This window comes from Novosphingobium sp. (assembly GCF_027486195.1).
Taxonomy (GTDB): Bacteria; Pseudomonadota; Alphaproteobacteria; order Sphingomonadales; family Sphingomonadaceae; genus Novosphingobium.
In genome coordinates, this window is sequence record NZ_JAIXPP010000056.1 from 23,578 (window position 1) to 37,405 (window position 13,828).

The window sequence follows — 13,828 nt, forward strand, 5'->3', positions numbered from 1 at the left end:
AAAGCACTGGGAACAATTCCCCGACCTGCCTATAGGCTCCCGGCATGACCATGTTCTCATCCGCACCAACCCGCCCGCCCGGCTCTGCCCGCATGGGCCCGCGCGAGTTCGTGGTGCTGATGGCCATGTCGATGGCACTCCAGGCCCTGGCAATCGATGCCATGTTGCCCGCGCTGGCCGGCATCGCGCAGGAACTTTCGATCAGCGATCCCAACCAGCGCCAGCTGATTGTCGGGGTGTTCCTGATCGCCAGCGGGCTTGGCGCGCTGCTCCCCGGCTCGCTGGCGGATCGCTATGGCCGGCGCCCGGTGCTGCTGGGCAGTCTGGTCCTCTACATCGCGCTTTCCATCGGCTGCGCGCTTGTCACCGATTTCAACACCCTGCTCGTGCTCCGCGCCGCACAAGCGCTCGGCAGCGCCGGGCTTTCGGTCCTCCCCAGCGCGATCATCCGCGATCGCCATGGCGGCGATGCCATGGCGCGGCAGATGTCGACGATCACCGTGATTTTCATGATGGTGCCGATGGTCGCCCCCAGCATCGGCCTTGCCGTGCTGCTGGTGGCAGGCTGGCGCTGGATCTTCGCGCTCCTCGCCGTCATGGGGCTGATCGTCGGCCTGTGGGTCTGGACTCGGCTCGAAGAAACGCTCGATCCCGCCAACCGCCAGCCGATCCAGCTCGCGTCGATCGCAACCAACATGGTCACCGCCGCCTCTGATCGCGCCTCGTTCGGCTATGTCATCGGCGGGGGTCTCATCCTCAGCGCGCTGTTCGGTTATGTGAACTGTGCGCAGCAGTTGGTCGGTGAACACTTCGGCGCGGGCGCGTGGTTTCCGCTGATCTTTGGCGCAACCGCGCTGTGCATGGCCTTCGCCAGCTTCTTCAACTCGCGCATCGTCGAACGCTTCGGCGCCCGGCGGGTGTCGCATGCGGCGGTGCTGATCTCGATCGCACTCAGCGTGCTTCAGGTCTGGCTGGCCAGCCGCGAGCGCGAGGAACTCATCGAGTTCATGCCGGTGATCGCGCTCAACATCTGCATGGTCGGCTTTATCGGCGCGAATTTCAGCTCGATCGCGCTGCAACCCTTTGCCCACATGGCGGGTGCCGCCAGCTCGGTTCAGGCGTTCCTGCGCATGGTCATCGGCTCCGGTCTCGGCATGGTGATCGGCCTTGCCTACGATGGCACCGCCCGCCCGCTCGCGCTCGCCTTCCTCGGCTGCGGTCTCACCGCGCTGGTGCTGGTGCTGTGGAGCGAACAAGGCCGCCTGTTCCGCCGGATCAACCCGCGCGGCACGCTGCGCGAAGTGCCGCTACCCGATACCCACTGCTGAGGCGGGACCGAGCAGCCCGGCATAAAGCCGCAGTGCCTGCGCGGCAGGCTCTGGCCGGCCGAAGTGATAGCCCTGCATCAGATGAATGCCGAGCGCCCGCGCGGCATTGGCCTGCGCCTCGCTTTCGACGCCCTCGATCGAGCAGCCGATGCCCAGCTGCCACGCCAGCGCCACGATCATGCCTGTCACCGCCCGCGCGCCCGGATCGCTCGAAAGCGCCCCCACCAGCGCACGGTCGAGCTTGATCCGGTCGAGCGGCAGGTCGCGCAATTGCGACAGGCTCGACCAGCCCGCGCCGAAATCATCGAGCGCGATGCGGAAGCCCTTCTCGCGCAAAGCCACCAGTTGCGCCGCTGCGCGCTTCGGATCGATCTGCAGCGCCCGCTCGGTCACCTCAAGCATGACCGACGCCGGGTTCGCACCCGCGTCGGCAACGATTTGCGCAATCGTCTCGGCAAGCCCCTCGCGCACCACGTCGCGCGCGGCGAGGTTGATCGAGACTTCGAGGCCGGTTTCCCAGGGGCGGCATTCCGAAAGCGTGCGCGCCAGCACCAGCCGGGTCAGCTCGCCCGTGCGGCCGGTCGCATCGGCAATCGCTAGGAATTCGCCCGGCGCCTGCCACTCGATCCCGTCGGGCGACCAGCGCGCGAGCGCCTCCATGCCCACCACGCGGCCATCGCGGCAATCGAAGATCGGCTGATAAAGGAGCCGCAACCGGTCCCCGAGCGCGCAATCGTTGAACTGGCGCATCACGGCAATGCGCCGATGGAGCGCCACTTCGTCTTCCGGCCCGAACGCGACGATGGCGCCGTCGCCCAACTCCTTTGCCTTGTAGAGCGCCGCGTCGGCGCGTTCGAGGCAAGTCGAGGCCGTATCGCCGTCGGCGCGGTAGAGGCCGATCGAACCATAAAGCCGCAGCGTTGCACCATTGAACGAGATCGGCTCGCGGATCGCGAAGGAAAGCGCGCGCGCCGCCGCCGTCACCGCATCGGCATCGCAGGCACCGTCGAACAGGATGGCGAATTCGTCACCGCCCAGCCGGCCATGCGCGGTCACGCATTCGATCAGGCCGATGCGCTGGTTCACTGTGCGCAGCACGTGATCGCCGGCGGCGTGGCCGAAGGTATCGTTCACATGCTTGAACCCGTCGAGATCGAACAGCGCCAGCCACGGCCGGATCGCATCTTGCGGCTCGGCGAGATGCTCCTCAAGGCAGGCGAGGATAGCGCGGCGATTGCGCCCGCCGGTCAGGTGATCGACCGTCGCCTGCCGGTAGTGCGCGCTCGCCAGTTCGGCGGTCTGCCGCTCGCGGCGCACCAGCAATTGGCGCGAAAGCTCCAGCCGCACGAAATCGCGGTGCTGGATCTGGGTCATCGCCAGCAGGATCGCGGTAATGAACACCTGGGCCAGCGCGATCGCCGGGGCATTGGGATGGCCCGTTGCCAGCAGGAACAAGCTCCATGGCAGCGTGAAGGCCATGCCGAGCCGCAGCGCCGTCTGCGGCGAATTGGCCATGCCGAGCACGGCGGAGAACATCGTTACCGCAATGACGAAATGGAGCAGTTCACGCTGGCCCGAATCACCATAGGGATAAAGCCCAAGCGACCATGCCACGAACACCAGCGCCGCCCAGCCGCCCAGCCGCTGCATGCCCTGCAGATCGGCGCGCAGTTGTTCGACCGGCCGGGTCGCGACCTTGTTCGGCAGCCAGTGCGAGGCGCGTTGCACGGCAACGATGCTCATGACAGGCCCCGCCAGGACCAGACCCAGCGGCGCAGAGCCATGGAAGCAGGCCGCCACGAGCAGCGTGTTGAAGATCACCACCAGATAAAGCAGCGGTGCACGGTGGGACACGCTCAGCGCGTAAGCTTCGGTAAACGCATCGCCCGGGCGCTGCTGCCAGTGGCGCCCATAGCAACGCAGGCTGCGGACAAAACCGCGCAGCCTGCGCCGAGCGCGCTGATGCACACCGGATGAGGGACTGCCACTAGCCATCGCGGCGGTTTACGGCGGTGAGAGTTAACGCCTTCTCAAGGTCCGGGGCGAATTATCGATGGAACTGGAGAACTTTAACACCCGCAATGGAGGAATTTCGCTCCGAAGTGGGTTTACCTCGGCCCCTCTGTCAGTGCCGCAACCAGCGCCTTGACCTTCTTCTGCCGCCACTGCGGCAGCGGGGCCACCAGCCAGTAGGAACGGCGGCAGCAGACCGGCTCGCCCAGCGGCACGACCCTGCCCGCCGAGATCGCGCTTTCGGCCAGCATGAGCGGCACTCGCGCCTTGCCGAGCCCGGCGGCTGCCGCGCTGATCGCCGTGCCCCCGTCGCCGACCGAAAACTGCGTCTCGCGCGCCGCGCCATCAGGATTGGGGCCCTCGGGCGCGGGATCGCCCGGCCAGGCGATCCACGGCGCATCCTCCCCGCTACCCGGCCCAGTTCCCGGGGCCGCGACGATCTGCATCAGCGGCTCGCCCAGCGCGATACCTTCGAGATCGCCAGGGCCTTCCGCCCAGCGCACCGCAAGGTTCAGATTAGCCTCGGTAAAATCAAGATCGCCATCGCTGCCGACGAGCGCGAATCGCAAGCCCGGATTGGCAAGGCGGAACGCAGCGAGGCGCGGGCTGAGCCACGCGGCAAAGAAATCGCGCGGGCAGGCCACCGTATAGACATGGCTCGATTGCCCGGCCTGCATCGCCTGCACGCCTTCCTCGAAGCGCAGGAACCCCTCACGGATTGCATCGAGCCCGGCCGCCGCCTCGTCCGTCAGCACCAGCCCCTTGGTGGTGCGGCGAAACAGCACGACGCCGAGCAGGTCTTCCAGCGCGCGGATCTGCTGGCCGACCGCCGCCGGGGTCACCGCCAGTTCGTCCGCCGCGCGGGTGAAGGAAAGGTGCCGCGCCGCCGCGTCGAGCACGCGCAGGCCGTTCAGCGGCAGATGGGTCCGCTTCATGCTAACTGATCAGTTCGCGGTCGCGGGTGCGGCAAGCGGGAAGTAGGGGATTGCCACGTCCACCAGCGAGCCATCGGCCCGCTCCATCGTATAGTGGCCTTCCATGCTGCCATGCGGCGTGCCGAGCGGGCAGCCCGAAACATAATCATGGGCCGCACCGGGGGCGAGCAGCGGCTGTTCGCCCACCACCCCATCCCCATCGACGAAGTTGATCATTCCCCGCCCATCGGTGATGCGCCAGTGCCGCGTAAGCAGGCGTATCGGTTGGTCTGAGCCGTTTTCGATCCGGATATGATAGACCCAGAACCATTTGCCGGCATCGATGCGCGACTGTTCGGGCAGGAAATTGACAGCGACGCGCACTGTCACTCCCTCCGTCACGGCAGCATGCTGGAAGAGCTGTTTCATAGGAAACAAGCTAACCCAGATTGGCGGCGGTTCCAACGGTGGATTCATCCATTGATCTGCTTGCTGCAACCTGTGGCAATCTCCACACGGGTTATCACCATGCTCATAAGGGCCCCCGCCATCATCTGCGCCTCGCGTGCCCACGGCGAGCATGGTGCGGTGGTGCGCCTGCTGACGGCGGACCACGGCCTGATCGCCGGATACGTTGCCGGCGCGCGCGGGCGGACGCTGCGGCCCGTGCTGATTCCCGGCAATCTCGTCGCCGCCGAGCTCAATGCGCGCACGATGAGCCAGCTCCCTTCGGCCAAGCTGGAGCTTGTCACCAGCCGCGGCCCCTGGCTCGGTGAGCCGCTGGCGAGCGCGGGGATCGGCTGGGTCACCACGCTCACCGCGCAGAGCTTGCCCGAGGGCCAGCCCTTCCCCGGCATCCACGGCGCGCTCGAAGCCGTGCTCGATGCGATCTGCCATGCTCCCTCGGCGCGCGGCTGGGCCCGTGCCGTCGCCGCCTATGAAGCGCTGCTGTTGCAGGAGATCGGCTATGGCCATGCCCAGCCGCCGCCGGCCGAAGAGCCGTGGGAAAGCCTGCTCGCCCGGCTCGATCGGCAGGGCCTTTCCCTCGCGAAGCACCTGCTTGCCGATCCGCGCCGCGATGGTATGGCGGCGCGCGCCATCCTGATCGAGCGATTCAAGCGGATCGATGGCGGCGCGCAGTGATATTCCAGGGATGGTTCAGATGAAGATTGCAGTTCTGCCGGGCGACGGCATCGGCCCCGAAGTCACGCGCGAAGCGCTGCGGGTTCTCGATGCACTGGATCTTGGCATCGAACGCGAAGAGGCCCTTGTCGGCGGCGCGGCTTATCACGCCACCGGCCATCCGCTTCCGCCCGAAACCCTCAGCCTTGCCGAAGCGTCTGACGGCGTGCTGTTCGGCGCGGTCGGCGATCCCACCTGCGATGCGCTGGAGCGCCACCTGCGCCCCGAACAGGCGATCCTCGGCCTGCGCAAGGCCTTGACCTTGTTCGCCAATCTGCGCCCGGCCAAGGTCTTTGCGGGCCTCGAAGGCCATTCCGCGCTGCGCCCCGAAGTTGCCGGTGCGATCGATCTCCTCATTGTGCGCGAACTCAACGGCGACGTTTATTTCGGCGAAAAGGGCTTCCGCACCACCGCCAGCGGCGAACGCGAAGGCTGGGACATGATGTCCTACAGCGAAAGCGAAGTGCGCCGCATCGCGCATGTCGCCTTCCGCGCGGCGCAAGGCCGAGGCGGCCGCCTCTGCTCGGTCGACAAGGCCAATGTCCTCGAAACCTCGCAGCTCTGGCGCGATGTGGTGATCGAAGTCGCCAAGGAATACCCGGACGTTACGCTCGAACACATGTACGTCGACAACGCCGCGATGCAGCTGGTCAAGAGCCCCGGCCAGTTTGACGTCGTCGTCACCGGCAATCTCTTCGGCGACATTCTTTCGGATCAGGCCAGCATGTGCGTCGGCTCGATCGGCCTGCTCGCCTCGGCCTCGCTCGGCGCGCGGCAGACGGCGCACGGCACGTTCGGCCTCTACGAACCGATCCACGGCTCCGCGCCCGATATCGTCGGCAAGGGCCTCGCCAACCCCATCGCCACGATCCTGTCGCTCGCCATGTTGCTGCGCCACTCGCTCGGCCTGGCGGATGCGGCAGACCGCATCGAAGCCGCCGTCGCGCGCACTCTGGCCGATGGCATTCTCGGCCGCGATCTGGGCGGGAGCGCGGGAACGACGGAAATTGGTGACGCGGTGCTCGCAAGGCTGTAAGCGCGCGCTCCATGCTGCAACTTGCTGTCATCCTTCCCACGTTCAACGAACGCAAGAACATCGCGCCCATGGTCGAGCGGCTCAGCGCCGCATTGGGAGACATCGCTTGGGAAGCGATCTTCGTCGACGACAACAGCCCCGATGGCACCGCCGAGGAAGCGCGCCGCATCGGTCGCGACGATCCGCGCGTCCGCGTGATCGAGCGCATCGGCCGCCGCGGCCTTGCCTCTGCCGCGATCGAGGGCATGTGCGCCACCGCCGCGCCGATTGTCGCGGTGATGGATGCCGATCACCAGCACGATCCTGCGCTTCTGCCCGGCATGTACGAAGCGGTTCAGGGCGGCGAGTACGATGTCGCCTATGCCTCGCGCTTTGCCGAGGGCGCCAGCACCGAAGCCTGGGGCCGGCCCGACCGCGTCAAGGCCTCGGGCCTCGCCAACCGCATCGCCCGCCGCGTGACGGGCGTGCAGCTCTCCGATCCGATGAGCGGCTTCTTCATGCTCCGCGCCGAAACCTTGCGCGCCGATGCGCACCGGCTTTCGGGCGTGGGCTTCAAGATTCTGCTCGATATTCTCGCCACGGTCGATGCGCCGCTGCGCGTCAAGGAATTCCCCCTGAACTTTGCCGCCCGCGCCGAAGGCGAAAGCAAGCTCGATCGCACGGTCGTCTTCGAATTCCTGATCGGCCTCTACGACAAGTGGCTGGGCCGCATCATCCCGACCCGCTTTGCCCTGTTCGGCACGATCGGCGGCCTCGGCGTGATCGTGCACATGGCGGTCCTCGCCTCTGTGCTCGGCGCGTTCGGCCAGAAGATCCTCTACCACAACTGGTCGGACCAGATCGAATTCATCATCGCGCAGACCTCGGCAGCGGTGGTGGCGATGACCTTCAACTTCATGCTCAACAACGAGCTGACCTATGCCGACAAGCGCCTGCGCGGCTTCGTTCCGCTGATGCGCGGCTGGGCCAAGTTCGCGCTCACGTGCTCGGTCGGCCTCCTCGCCAACGTCGGCGCGGCCGCCGCGTTGATGCGCATGGGCTTCCATGCCTATCCGGCCGCCATCGTCGGCATAGTCGTCGGCTCGGTGTGGAACTTCGCGCTTTCCAGCAAGTTCGTCTGGGGCAAGTACTGATCTGAAATCCTCGTCATTATCCCGCAGGGGCAAATGGTGAGGATCGAAAGTTTCTCCACTACGGCTGTGTTTTCCGATAGCCTCGCTTCCGCAATGACAGCTCTATATATATCGTTGCTGCCTTATGGCATTCGCGATCATCAGGGCTAACTTCCGACGTAGACGCATCCTGCTTTGTGCAGCGGCGATCGCGATGGCTGCGCTTGATCTGTGGCTGCTGCTGCCGCCGAAGGCTGCTGAGCGACCGATCAGCATCAAGATCTCGTTTCCCTGGCTTTATCCAGACCGCCCCCTTCCACAGAGCTTCCCGGCCCAAGAAGCCATTTCCGGCTTCCATGTACCGGATGAGGGCGCTCAGGATCTCCCGCCTCATCGCGAAATAGCGGATGCATCGCATGTTCTAGCGGACGACGTAGCAACGCTTGGTGGCAATGCTACTTACGGCAGGGCGATGGTGGCGATGCGCGCTTTTGCAGAAAATGGTAACTGCCTCTTCGGCATCCTGCGCAATCCGGACTCAGATACAGTGACGCCGCGCATCACCTGGATGGAACTGGAATGGGTGCGCAGTGATCGCGGCACGCATTTGCGATGCGCGAACGATCCGGAATCCTACATGTTTCAGATACCAAGAACTGACTGACAGCAACCCTAGCCGCGTTATGAGGCTGCCGGCCTACCGCCAGCTATCGAGCCACGTATAATCCCGATACGAGAGCTTCCCCGGCAGCGCCGCAGCGGACAGGATCGGGTAAAATCCCACAAACAGCATCGCCGAAAGCACCACCGTCAGCGCCCCCGGCAAGCGCCGACCCTGCTCCCACCACCCGGCCAGCGCCAGCGCCAGCGCCGCCATCAGGAACACGCTGGCCAGCGTGTAGTGGTAATAGAACTGCACCGGCTTCCCGTTGATCGCCCAGAAGATCAGGCTCGCGATATACAGCACCACCACCGCGCCGCGCAGCCGGTCCCCCTTGCGCACCCCGGCCCACAGGCACAGCAGCAGCGCCGGCAGCCCGGCGAGCATCGTGAAGGGATTACCCAGCATCAGCACCCCGCGCTGCGCCCCGTCCCACGGGGCGTAGAAGAACCAGATCGGGCGGATGTTGAACACCCATTGCCACCATCGGCTCTGATAGAGATGCGGCTTCACCACGCTGTCCTGCAGCTTGAGCATGTAGCTCTGCCACGGGATCAGCCCTTGCACGGTCAGCGGCTGCACCTTGTAGAAGAATGCTGGCGCGAACGTCGCGAAATAGGCCAGCAGCGGCACCACGCCGAGCCAGAGCACCGCCTCCAGCAGTGAAACGCCCGGCACCGGCCCCATATCCCTTGCGATCAGGAACGCGCGCCGCCGCCCCGCCAGCGCCCACCAGCGGTCCCACGCGAACAACAGCCCCGGCAGCGCCAGAATCGGCGCCCCGTTCCACTTGCCGCCGAGCGACAGCCCCAGAAATACCCCGCACAGCGCCAGATGCAGCCTGCTCCCCTTGCGCCACGCCACCGCCGCCTGCCAGAACCCCAGCGCCAGCATACTCGCCATCGCCATATCGAGCATCGCGATCCGGCTCAGCACGAACCACAGGAAATTGGTCGCAAACAGCAGGCCGAACAGCAGCGTCGCGCTTCGCGAAAGGCTTGCCCACCACATCGCGCGCATCGCCGCGAAAAGCCCCAGCGTGCCCAGCAGCGCGTTGGGCAGCCGCCAGCCGAACGGGTTGTCGCCGGCCGTCAGCATGCCCAGCGCGATGAATTCCTTGCCCAGCAGCGGATGCTCGGGATTGAGTCGGCTGGTGAGGTCGATCAACCGCCGCGCGGCAGGCAGGTAATGCACCTCATCGAACATGATCTTAGAAGGCGTGCCCAGCCGGTGCAGCACCAGCACGAGGAAGGCCAGCGTGATCGCAACGCACCACACCAGCGGATCGCCTGTCGTGCGGCGCGGGCCGGTAAATGGCGCGGTTATGCGGGAAAGCAAGGACATGGGCCGGGCGCGCATACTCCGTTCCGCCCCCCAAGGGCAATGGTCCGGCTTGCACCGCCGCCCCCGCAAATCTAAGGCACAGCGCATGAAACGCACCACCGGTCAGGACCGCTCGATCACCGCCAACTGGCGCACCGCAACGCAGGCCGTGCGCGGAGGCACCTGGCGTTCGGAAATGGGCGAGACGTCCGAAGCCCTCTTCCTCACCTCTGGCTATTCCTATGATAATGCCGCCACGGTCGCCGCGCGCTTTGCCGGTGAAGACGACGGGATGACCTATTCGCGCCTGCAGAACCCGACTGTGCAGATGCTGGAAGAGCGCATCGCCCTCCTCGAAGGCGCCGAAGCCTGCCGCGCCCAGGCTAGCGGCATGGCCGCGATGACCACCGCGCTGCTCTGCCAGCTCTCCGCCGGAGACCACATCGTCGCCGCCAAGGCCGCGTTCGGCTCGTGCCGCTGGCTGGTCGACAACCTGCTCCCGCGCTTCGGCATCGAGGGCACCACGATCGACGCGGGCGACAACGCCGCGTGGGAAGCCGCGATCCGGCCCAATACAAAGGTGTTCTTCTTCGAAAGCCCGGCGAACCCGACGATGGACCTCGTCGATCTGGAGTTCGTCTGCACGCTGGCCCGCAAGCACGGCATTACCACCGTCGTCGACAACGCCTTTGCCACCAGCGCGCTCCAGCGCCCGCTCGATTTCGGCGCGGACGTCGTCGCCTATTCGGCCACCAAGATGATGGACGGCCAGGGCCGCGTCCTCGCCGGTGCGGTCGCGGGCTCGAAGGAGTTCATCGATGGCAAGCTCCTTCCCTTCCAGCGCAACACCGGGCCCAACATCGCCCCGTTCAATGCCTGGGTCGTGCTGAAGGGCCTCGAAACGCTGGACCTGCGCATCCGCCGCCAGAGCGAAAACGCACTGAAGGTCGCGCAATTCATCGAAGGCCGCCTGCCCACGGTGCGCTACCCGTTCCTGCCCAGCCACCCGCAGTTTGCCCTCGCGCAAAAGCAGATGCAGGCGGGCGGCTCGATCATGAGCCTCGAAGTGCCCGGCGGCCGCCCGCAGGCGCATGCCCTGCTCGATGCGCTGAAGCTCATCGATATCTCCAACAACATCGGCGATTCGCGCTCGCTGATGTGCCACCCGGCCTCGACCACCCACCACGGCGTCGGCCCCGAAACCCGCGCCGATATGGGCGTGACCGAGGGGATGCTGCGGCTCAACGTCGGGCTTGAAGACCCCGATGACGTGATCGAGGATCTGGATCAGGCGCTGAAGACAGCGGGGCTTTAAGGAAGAGCGTTTCTCGCGGAGACGCAGAGGAAAAGAAGACCGTAGAGATGCCGCTTGGAACCCCGGCGTCAGCCGGAGAATAGAAGGCGGCGTCGATCATGAGAGCGGCTTCGCTGCGCTGCACGACCTCTTCGCGACCTTCTTTTCCTTTGCGTCTCTGCGAGAAATCTCTTCCTCGCGAAGCCCTCAGCCAGCCAACTTGGCCTCAAGCGCCTCGATCCGGGCCTTGAGCGCCTCGGCTTCCTCGCGCGCGGCGGTGGCCATGTCCTTCACCACCTCGAATTCCTCGCGGCTGACAAAGTCCATGCCGCCAAATGTCTCGCGCAGCTTCTCGCGCGCGGTCTCGCCCGCTTCGCGACCCATGCCGGCGAGAGTGCCGGCGGCGCTGTTGAGCAGCTTGACGAAATCGGCGATCATCGGGTTCTCGGACTGCATGACGTGGGCCTTCTGCACGAATTCACTGCACCGCAGATGGCGCTTCACGCCGCGCGGCGCAAGGCGTGAACCCGGGCAATTTGCACGCCGGCTTTATCAGATCTGCACGCGTACCGCCGCGCCCGATCCTGCCGCGCCATCGGCCAGCGGATTGAGCGCGAGGAACTGGTAGTTCAGCACCGAGGCAAAGCAGATCCACGCGAGATAGGGCAGGAGCAGTGCCCCGGCCGTGGGCCGCACGCGCCAGAACAGCAGGATCATCGCCAAGGTGAGCACGATCATCACCCCGATGATCGCCAGCGCCCCGGTCATCCGGTGCATCGCAAAGAAAACCGGGCTCCACGCAAGATTGAGCGCGAGTTGCACCGCGAAGACCGTGACCGCGATGCCCCGCCCCGGCGCACCGCGCGCGGAGGCGACCATCGCGAGCGAGACTCCGATCATGACATAAAGCAACGACCAGACGATGCCGAAGGTTGCCGGCGGCGGATAGAGCGCGGGCTTTACCAGCGCTGCGAACCAGGGATTCTGCGGCCCCGCATCGGCCACAATGCTGGACAGGAACCCGAGACCGAGCACGGCTGGCACCGTGAACAGCGACCAGCGCAGCAGGCTGGCACGCAGCTGGGCAGGTGAAGCGAGATAACGCATGTGCTCGAAGTGTCCCCAGAGAGGCCCGGTAAATAGCGATTCGTTGCCAAGCCTGACGGGCCGATATTGGCCGGGTGGTGACGACTAGGCAATCTCCGCAGGGTCCACCTGCTCCAATGCGGGACAATCTCCGATAGCGCCGCCGCCCGCGGCACCCGGGTGAAGTGCCGAAATGAGAAATTCCACGTTGCCTTCGGGGCCGGTGATCGGGCTCGTCGTGATGCCCTGAACCTCCCAGCCCTCGCCTTCCAGCCAGTCGTGCACTTCGCGGCAGACGCGCGCGTGCAGGGCCGGCTCGCGCACCACGCCGCCCTTGCCCACCTCGCCGCGCCCCACTTCGAACTGCGGCTTGATCAGCGCCACAACCCGCGTCGGCCGTGCCGCCAGCGCCAGCGGCACTTCCAGCACTTTGCGGAGGCTGATGAAGCTCGCGTCGCACACCACCCAGCTTGCCGGCCGGTCGATCTGAGCCGGGGTCAGGATGCGCGCGCTGGTCTGCTCGAGCACGGTCACGCGCGGGTCCTGCCGTAGCTTCCACGCCAGCTGGTTCGTGCCCGAATCGACTGCGAAGACATGCGCCGCGCCGCCCGTCAGCAGCACGTCGGTAAATCCGCCGGTTGAACTGCCGATGTCCATCGCGGTCACTCCGGCCGGATCGAGCCCGAAATGCGCCAACGCGTGCGCCAGCTTGATCCCCCCGCGCGAAACCCAGGGATGATCGCGCCCGCGCACCTCGATCGGCGCATCGGCAGCCAGCGCATGGCCCGCCTTCACCAGCTTGGTCTCGCCCGAATAGACGTGCCCCGCCAGAATCAGCGCCTGCGCGCGGGCGCGGCTCTCGGCCAGGCCGCGCTCCACCAGCAACTGGTCGATGCGCACCTTTGCCTTGCCGGATGGCGATTTGCCCGGTGTTGATGCAGAGCTTCTTGAGGTCACCGCCGCTCTCTTCCATACCCGGGGCATGAAGATCAACCTCGCGGCCCTGCAGATCGCTTCTGTCCTTGCCCTCGGAGGCTGCACGGTCCTGCCGCCGCAGCCCGCCCCCGCACCGCGCGGAGGCACCGCTACGCCCGCGCCAAAGCCGCAGCTGCCCGCACCGCCGCCGCGTCCCTCGCCGCCGCAGCCCCAGGCTCCGCGCACGGATGCCGCCAACTGGCGCGATCTGCCGCAAACGCCCGGCAGCTGGACCTACAGCGCCGATAACACCGGCAGCGCGGTCCGCTTCGGGCAACCCGGCGCAGCGCCGCTGCTGGTGATCCGCTGCGACCGCACCCGCCCGGCCATCATCGCGCAGCGCGCTGGCTTCGGCGCCGGCGCCGTGCCTGCCACGATCACCACCAGCAGCACCTTGCGCCGCCTGACCGCCACACCCACCGCCAGCGCAGCCCAGAACGCGGCTGTTCCCTTCGAAATCACCTTTGCGGTGCGCGATCCGCTGCTCGATGCAATCGCCTTCAGCCGGGGCCGTTTCATGCTCGAAATGGGCGGCGCGCAGACGCTCGTGCTCCCCGTCTGGTCCGAGGTTGGCCGCGTGATCGAGGATTGCCGCTGAAGGGAAAGCGCCTTGGCGGACTTATCCACCAAACCAGCGCGAAGGACCAATTCTGACCGCAAAAAAATTCAATGCAAGTCTTGTTCTTGGCCCCGTGATGAATCACATTCTCCACAAGGCCGGTACAGGGCTGCAATCCTCCGGTCGAGCCGCACACCGATGTCAACCAGATCGGAGAGGCGGCATTTTGGCTCAACAGCGCGAAAGGAGGTGATCCGATGTCTCATGGTTCAGCAGAGGGGTCGGCATTGCGCATCGCGGAGCATTATCGCTAGTTTGTTCAAGCGATAAAGGCACCGTGGGCGG

Annotated in this window: 14 protein-coding genes; 7 read left to right on the forward strand and 7 right to left on the reverse strand. The window is 66.0% G+C overall.

From position 1 onward, the window contains the following. Window positions 1–44: 44 nt before the first annotated feature. Window positions 45–1,328 (forward strand): multidrug effflux MFS transporter, encoded by a 1,284-nt coding sequence (locus tag Q0071_RS10510; protein ID WP_366886370.1) that lies wholly within the window; start codon window positions 45–47, stop codon window positions 1,326–1,328. Here the strand turns inward: Q0071_RS10510 and Q0071_RS10515 are convergent. The 3 genes from Q0071_RS10515 to apaG all read right to left on the reverse strand — a co-directional run bounded on the left by Q0071_RS10515 (window position 1,308) and on the right by apaG (window position 4,684). Further along, complete coding sequence (locus Q0071_RS10515) at window positions 1,308–3,182, reverse strand: EAL domain-containing protein (RefSeq protein ID WP_298168569.1); 1,875 nt, start codon at window positions 3,180–3,182, stop codon at window positions 1,308–1,310. The genes Q0071_RS10510 and Q0071_RS10515 overlap by 21 nt on opposite strands. A 254-nt stretch (window positions 3,183–3,436) precedes the next feature. Continuing rightward, window positions 3,437–4,276 carry a LysR family transcriptional regulator gene (locus tag Q0071_RS10520; protein ID WP_298168571.1) on the reverse strand — a complete coding sequence of 280 codons (840 nt, stop codon included), beginning with the start codon at window positions 4,274–4,276 and terminating at the stop codon, window positions 3,437–3,439. Between the two features lie 9 nt (window positions 4,277–4,285). Next, entirely contained in the window at window positions 4,286–4,684 is a 399-nt protein-coding gene (apaG, locus tag Q0071_RS10525) for a Co2+/Mg2+ efflux protein ApaG (RefSeq protein WP_298168575.1), read from the reverse strand. Window positions 4,685–4,783: 99 nt separating this feature from the next. Between apaG and Q0071_RS10530 the strand changes: the two genes are divergently transcribed. The 4 genes from Q0071_RS10530 (at window position 4,784) to Q0071_RS10545 (ending at window position 8,249) form a co-directional block, all read left to right on the forward strand. Beyond that, on the forward strand, window positions 4,784–5,398 hold the full coding sequence (locus tag Q0071_RS10530; protein ID WP_298168578.1) for a recombination protein O N-terminal domain-containing protein: 615 nt from the start codon (window positions 4,784–4,786) through the stop codon (window positions 5,396–5,398). Window positions 5,399–5,417: 19 nt separating this feature from the next. Next, window positions 5,418–6,473, forward strand: a complete 1,056-nt coding sequence (gene leuB, locus Q0071_RS10535; RefSeq protein WP_298168581.1) for a 3-isopropylmalate dehydrogenase — start codon at window positions 5,418–5,420, stop codon at window positions 6,471–6,473. A gap of 11 nt (window positions 6,474–6,484) precedes the next feature. Further along, window positions 6,485–7,606, forward strand: a complete 1,122-nt coding sequence (locus Q0071_RS10540) for a glycosyltransferase family 2 protein (protein WP_298168584.1) — start codon at window positions 6,485–6,487, stop codon at window positions 7,604–7,606. A gap of 124 nt (window positions 7,607–7,730) precedes the next feature. After that, window positions 7,731–8,249, forward strand: coding sequence for a hypothetical protein (locus tag Q0071_RS10545; protein ID WP_298168587.1), 519 nt, complete (start codon window positions 7,731–7,733; stop codon window positions 8,247–8,249). 33 nt (window positions 8,250–8,282) lie between these two features. Here Q0071_RS10545 and Q0071_RS10550 read toward each other — a convergent pair whose 3' ends face one another. Then, window positions 8,283–9,590 (reverse strand): phospholipid carrier-dependent glycosyltransferase, encoded by a 1,308-nt coding sequence (locus Q0071_RS10550; protein WP_298168591.1) that lies wholly within the window; start codon window positions 9,588–9,590, stop codon window positions 8,283–8,285. A gap of 85 nt (window positions 9,591–9,675) precedes the next feature. On the opposite strand from Q0071_RS10550, the gene Q0071_RS10555 reads away from it, so the two are divergent. Continuing rightward, entirely contained in the window at window positions 9,676–10,884 is a 1,209-nt protein-coding gene (locus tag Q0071_RS10555) for an aminotransferase class I/II-fold pyridoxal phosphate-dependent enzyme (protein ID WP_298168593.1), read from the forward strand. 186 nt (window positions 10,885–11,070) lie between these two features. Here Q0071_RS10555 and Q0071_RS10560 read toward each other — a convergent pair whose 3' ends face one another. The 3 genes from Q0071_RS10560 to Q0071_RS10570 all read right to left on the reverse strand — a co-directional run bounded on the left by Q0071_RS10560 (window position 11,071) and on the right by Q0071_RS10570 (window position 12,906). After that, window positions 11,071–11,319, reverse strand: a complete 249-nt coding sequence (locus Q0071_RS10560; RefSeq protein WP_067908084.1) for an accessory factor UbiK family protein — start codon at window positions 11,317–11,319, stop codon at window positions 11,071–11,073. Between the two features lie 96 nt (window positions 11,320–11,415). Further along, window positions 11,416–11,970, reverse strand: coding sequence for a TspO/MBR family protein (locus Q0071_RS10565; RefSeq protein WP_298168596.1), 555 nt, complete (start codon window positions 11,968–11,970; stop codon window positions 11,416–11,418). 84 nt (window positions 11,971–12,054) lie between these two features. Then, on the reverse strand, window positions 12,055–12,906 hold the full coding sequence (locus Q0071_RS10570) for a TlyA family RNA methyltransferase (protein WP_298168599.1): 852 nt from the start codon (window positions 12,904–12,906) through the stop codon (window positions 12,055–12,057). Window positions 12,907–12,931: 25 nt separating this feature from the next. Here Q0071_RS10570 and Q0071_RS10575 point away from each other — a divergent pair, with 25 nt between their 5' ends. After that, window positions 12,932–13,522 (forward strand): hypothetical protein, encoded by a 591-nt coding sequence (locus Q0071_RS10575; RefSeq protein WP_298168602.1) that lies wholly within the window; start codon window positions 12,932–12,934, stop codon window positions 13,520–13,522. Window positions 13,523–13,828 lie beyond the last annotated feature (306 nt).

Bases quoted from the DNA above. Each gene is read 5' to 3' on its own strand.
- Q0071_RS10510 (WP_366886370.1), top strand. From the start codon at position 45: ATGACCATGTTCTCATCCGCACCAACCCGCCCGCCCGGCTCTGCCCGC.
- Q0071_RS10520 (WP_298168571.1), bottom strand. From the start codon at position 4,276: ATGAAGCGGACCCATCTGCCGCTGAACGGCCTGCGCGTGCTCGACGCG.
- apaG (WP_298168575.1), bottom strand. From the start codon at position 4,684: ATGAAACAGCTCTTCCAGCATGCTGCCGTGACGGAGGGAGTGACAGTG.
- Q0071_RS10530 (WP_298168578.1), top strand. From the start codon at position 4,784: ATGCTCATAAGGGCCCCCGCCATCATCTGCGCCTCGCGTGCCCACGGC.
- leuB (WP_298168581.1), top strand. From the start codon at position 5,418: ATGAAGATTGCAGTTCTGCCGGGCGACGGCATCGGCCCCGAAGTCACG.
- Q0071_RS10540 (WP_298168584.1), top strand. From the start codon at position 6,485: ATGCTGCAACTTGCTGTCATCCTTCCCACGTTCAACGAACGCAAGAAC.
- Q0071_RS10545 (WP_298168587.1), top strand. From the start codon at position 7,731: ATGGCATTCGCGATCATCAGGGCTAACTTCCGACGTAGACGCATCCTG.
- Q0071_RS10550 (WP_298168591.1), bottom strand. From the start codon at position 9,590: ATGTCCTTGCTTTCCCGCATAACCGCGCCATTTACCGGCCCGCGCCGC.
- Q0071_RS10555 (WP_298168593.1), top strand. From the start codon at position 9,676: ATGAAACGCACCACCGGTCAGGACCGCTCGATCACCGCCAACTGGCGC.
- Q0071_RS10560 (WP_067908084.1), bottom strand. From the start codon at position 11,319: ATGCAGTCCGAGAACCCGATGATCGCCGATTTCGTCAAGCTGCTCAAC.
- Q0071_RS10565 (WP_298168596.1), bottom strand. From the start codon at position 11,970: ATGCGTTATCTCGCTTCACCTGCCCAGCTGCGTGCCAGCCTGCTGCGC.
- Q0071_RS10575 (WP_298168602.1), top strand. From the start codon at position 12,932: ATGAAGATCAACCTCGCGGCCCTGCAGATCGCTTCTGTCCTTGCCCTC.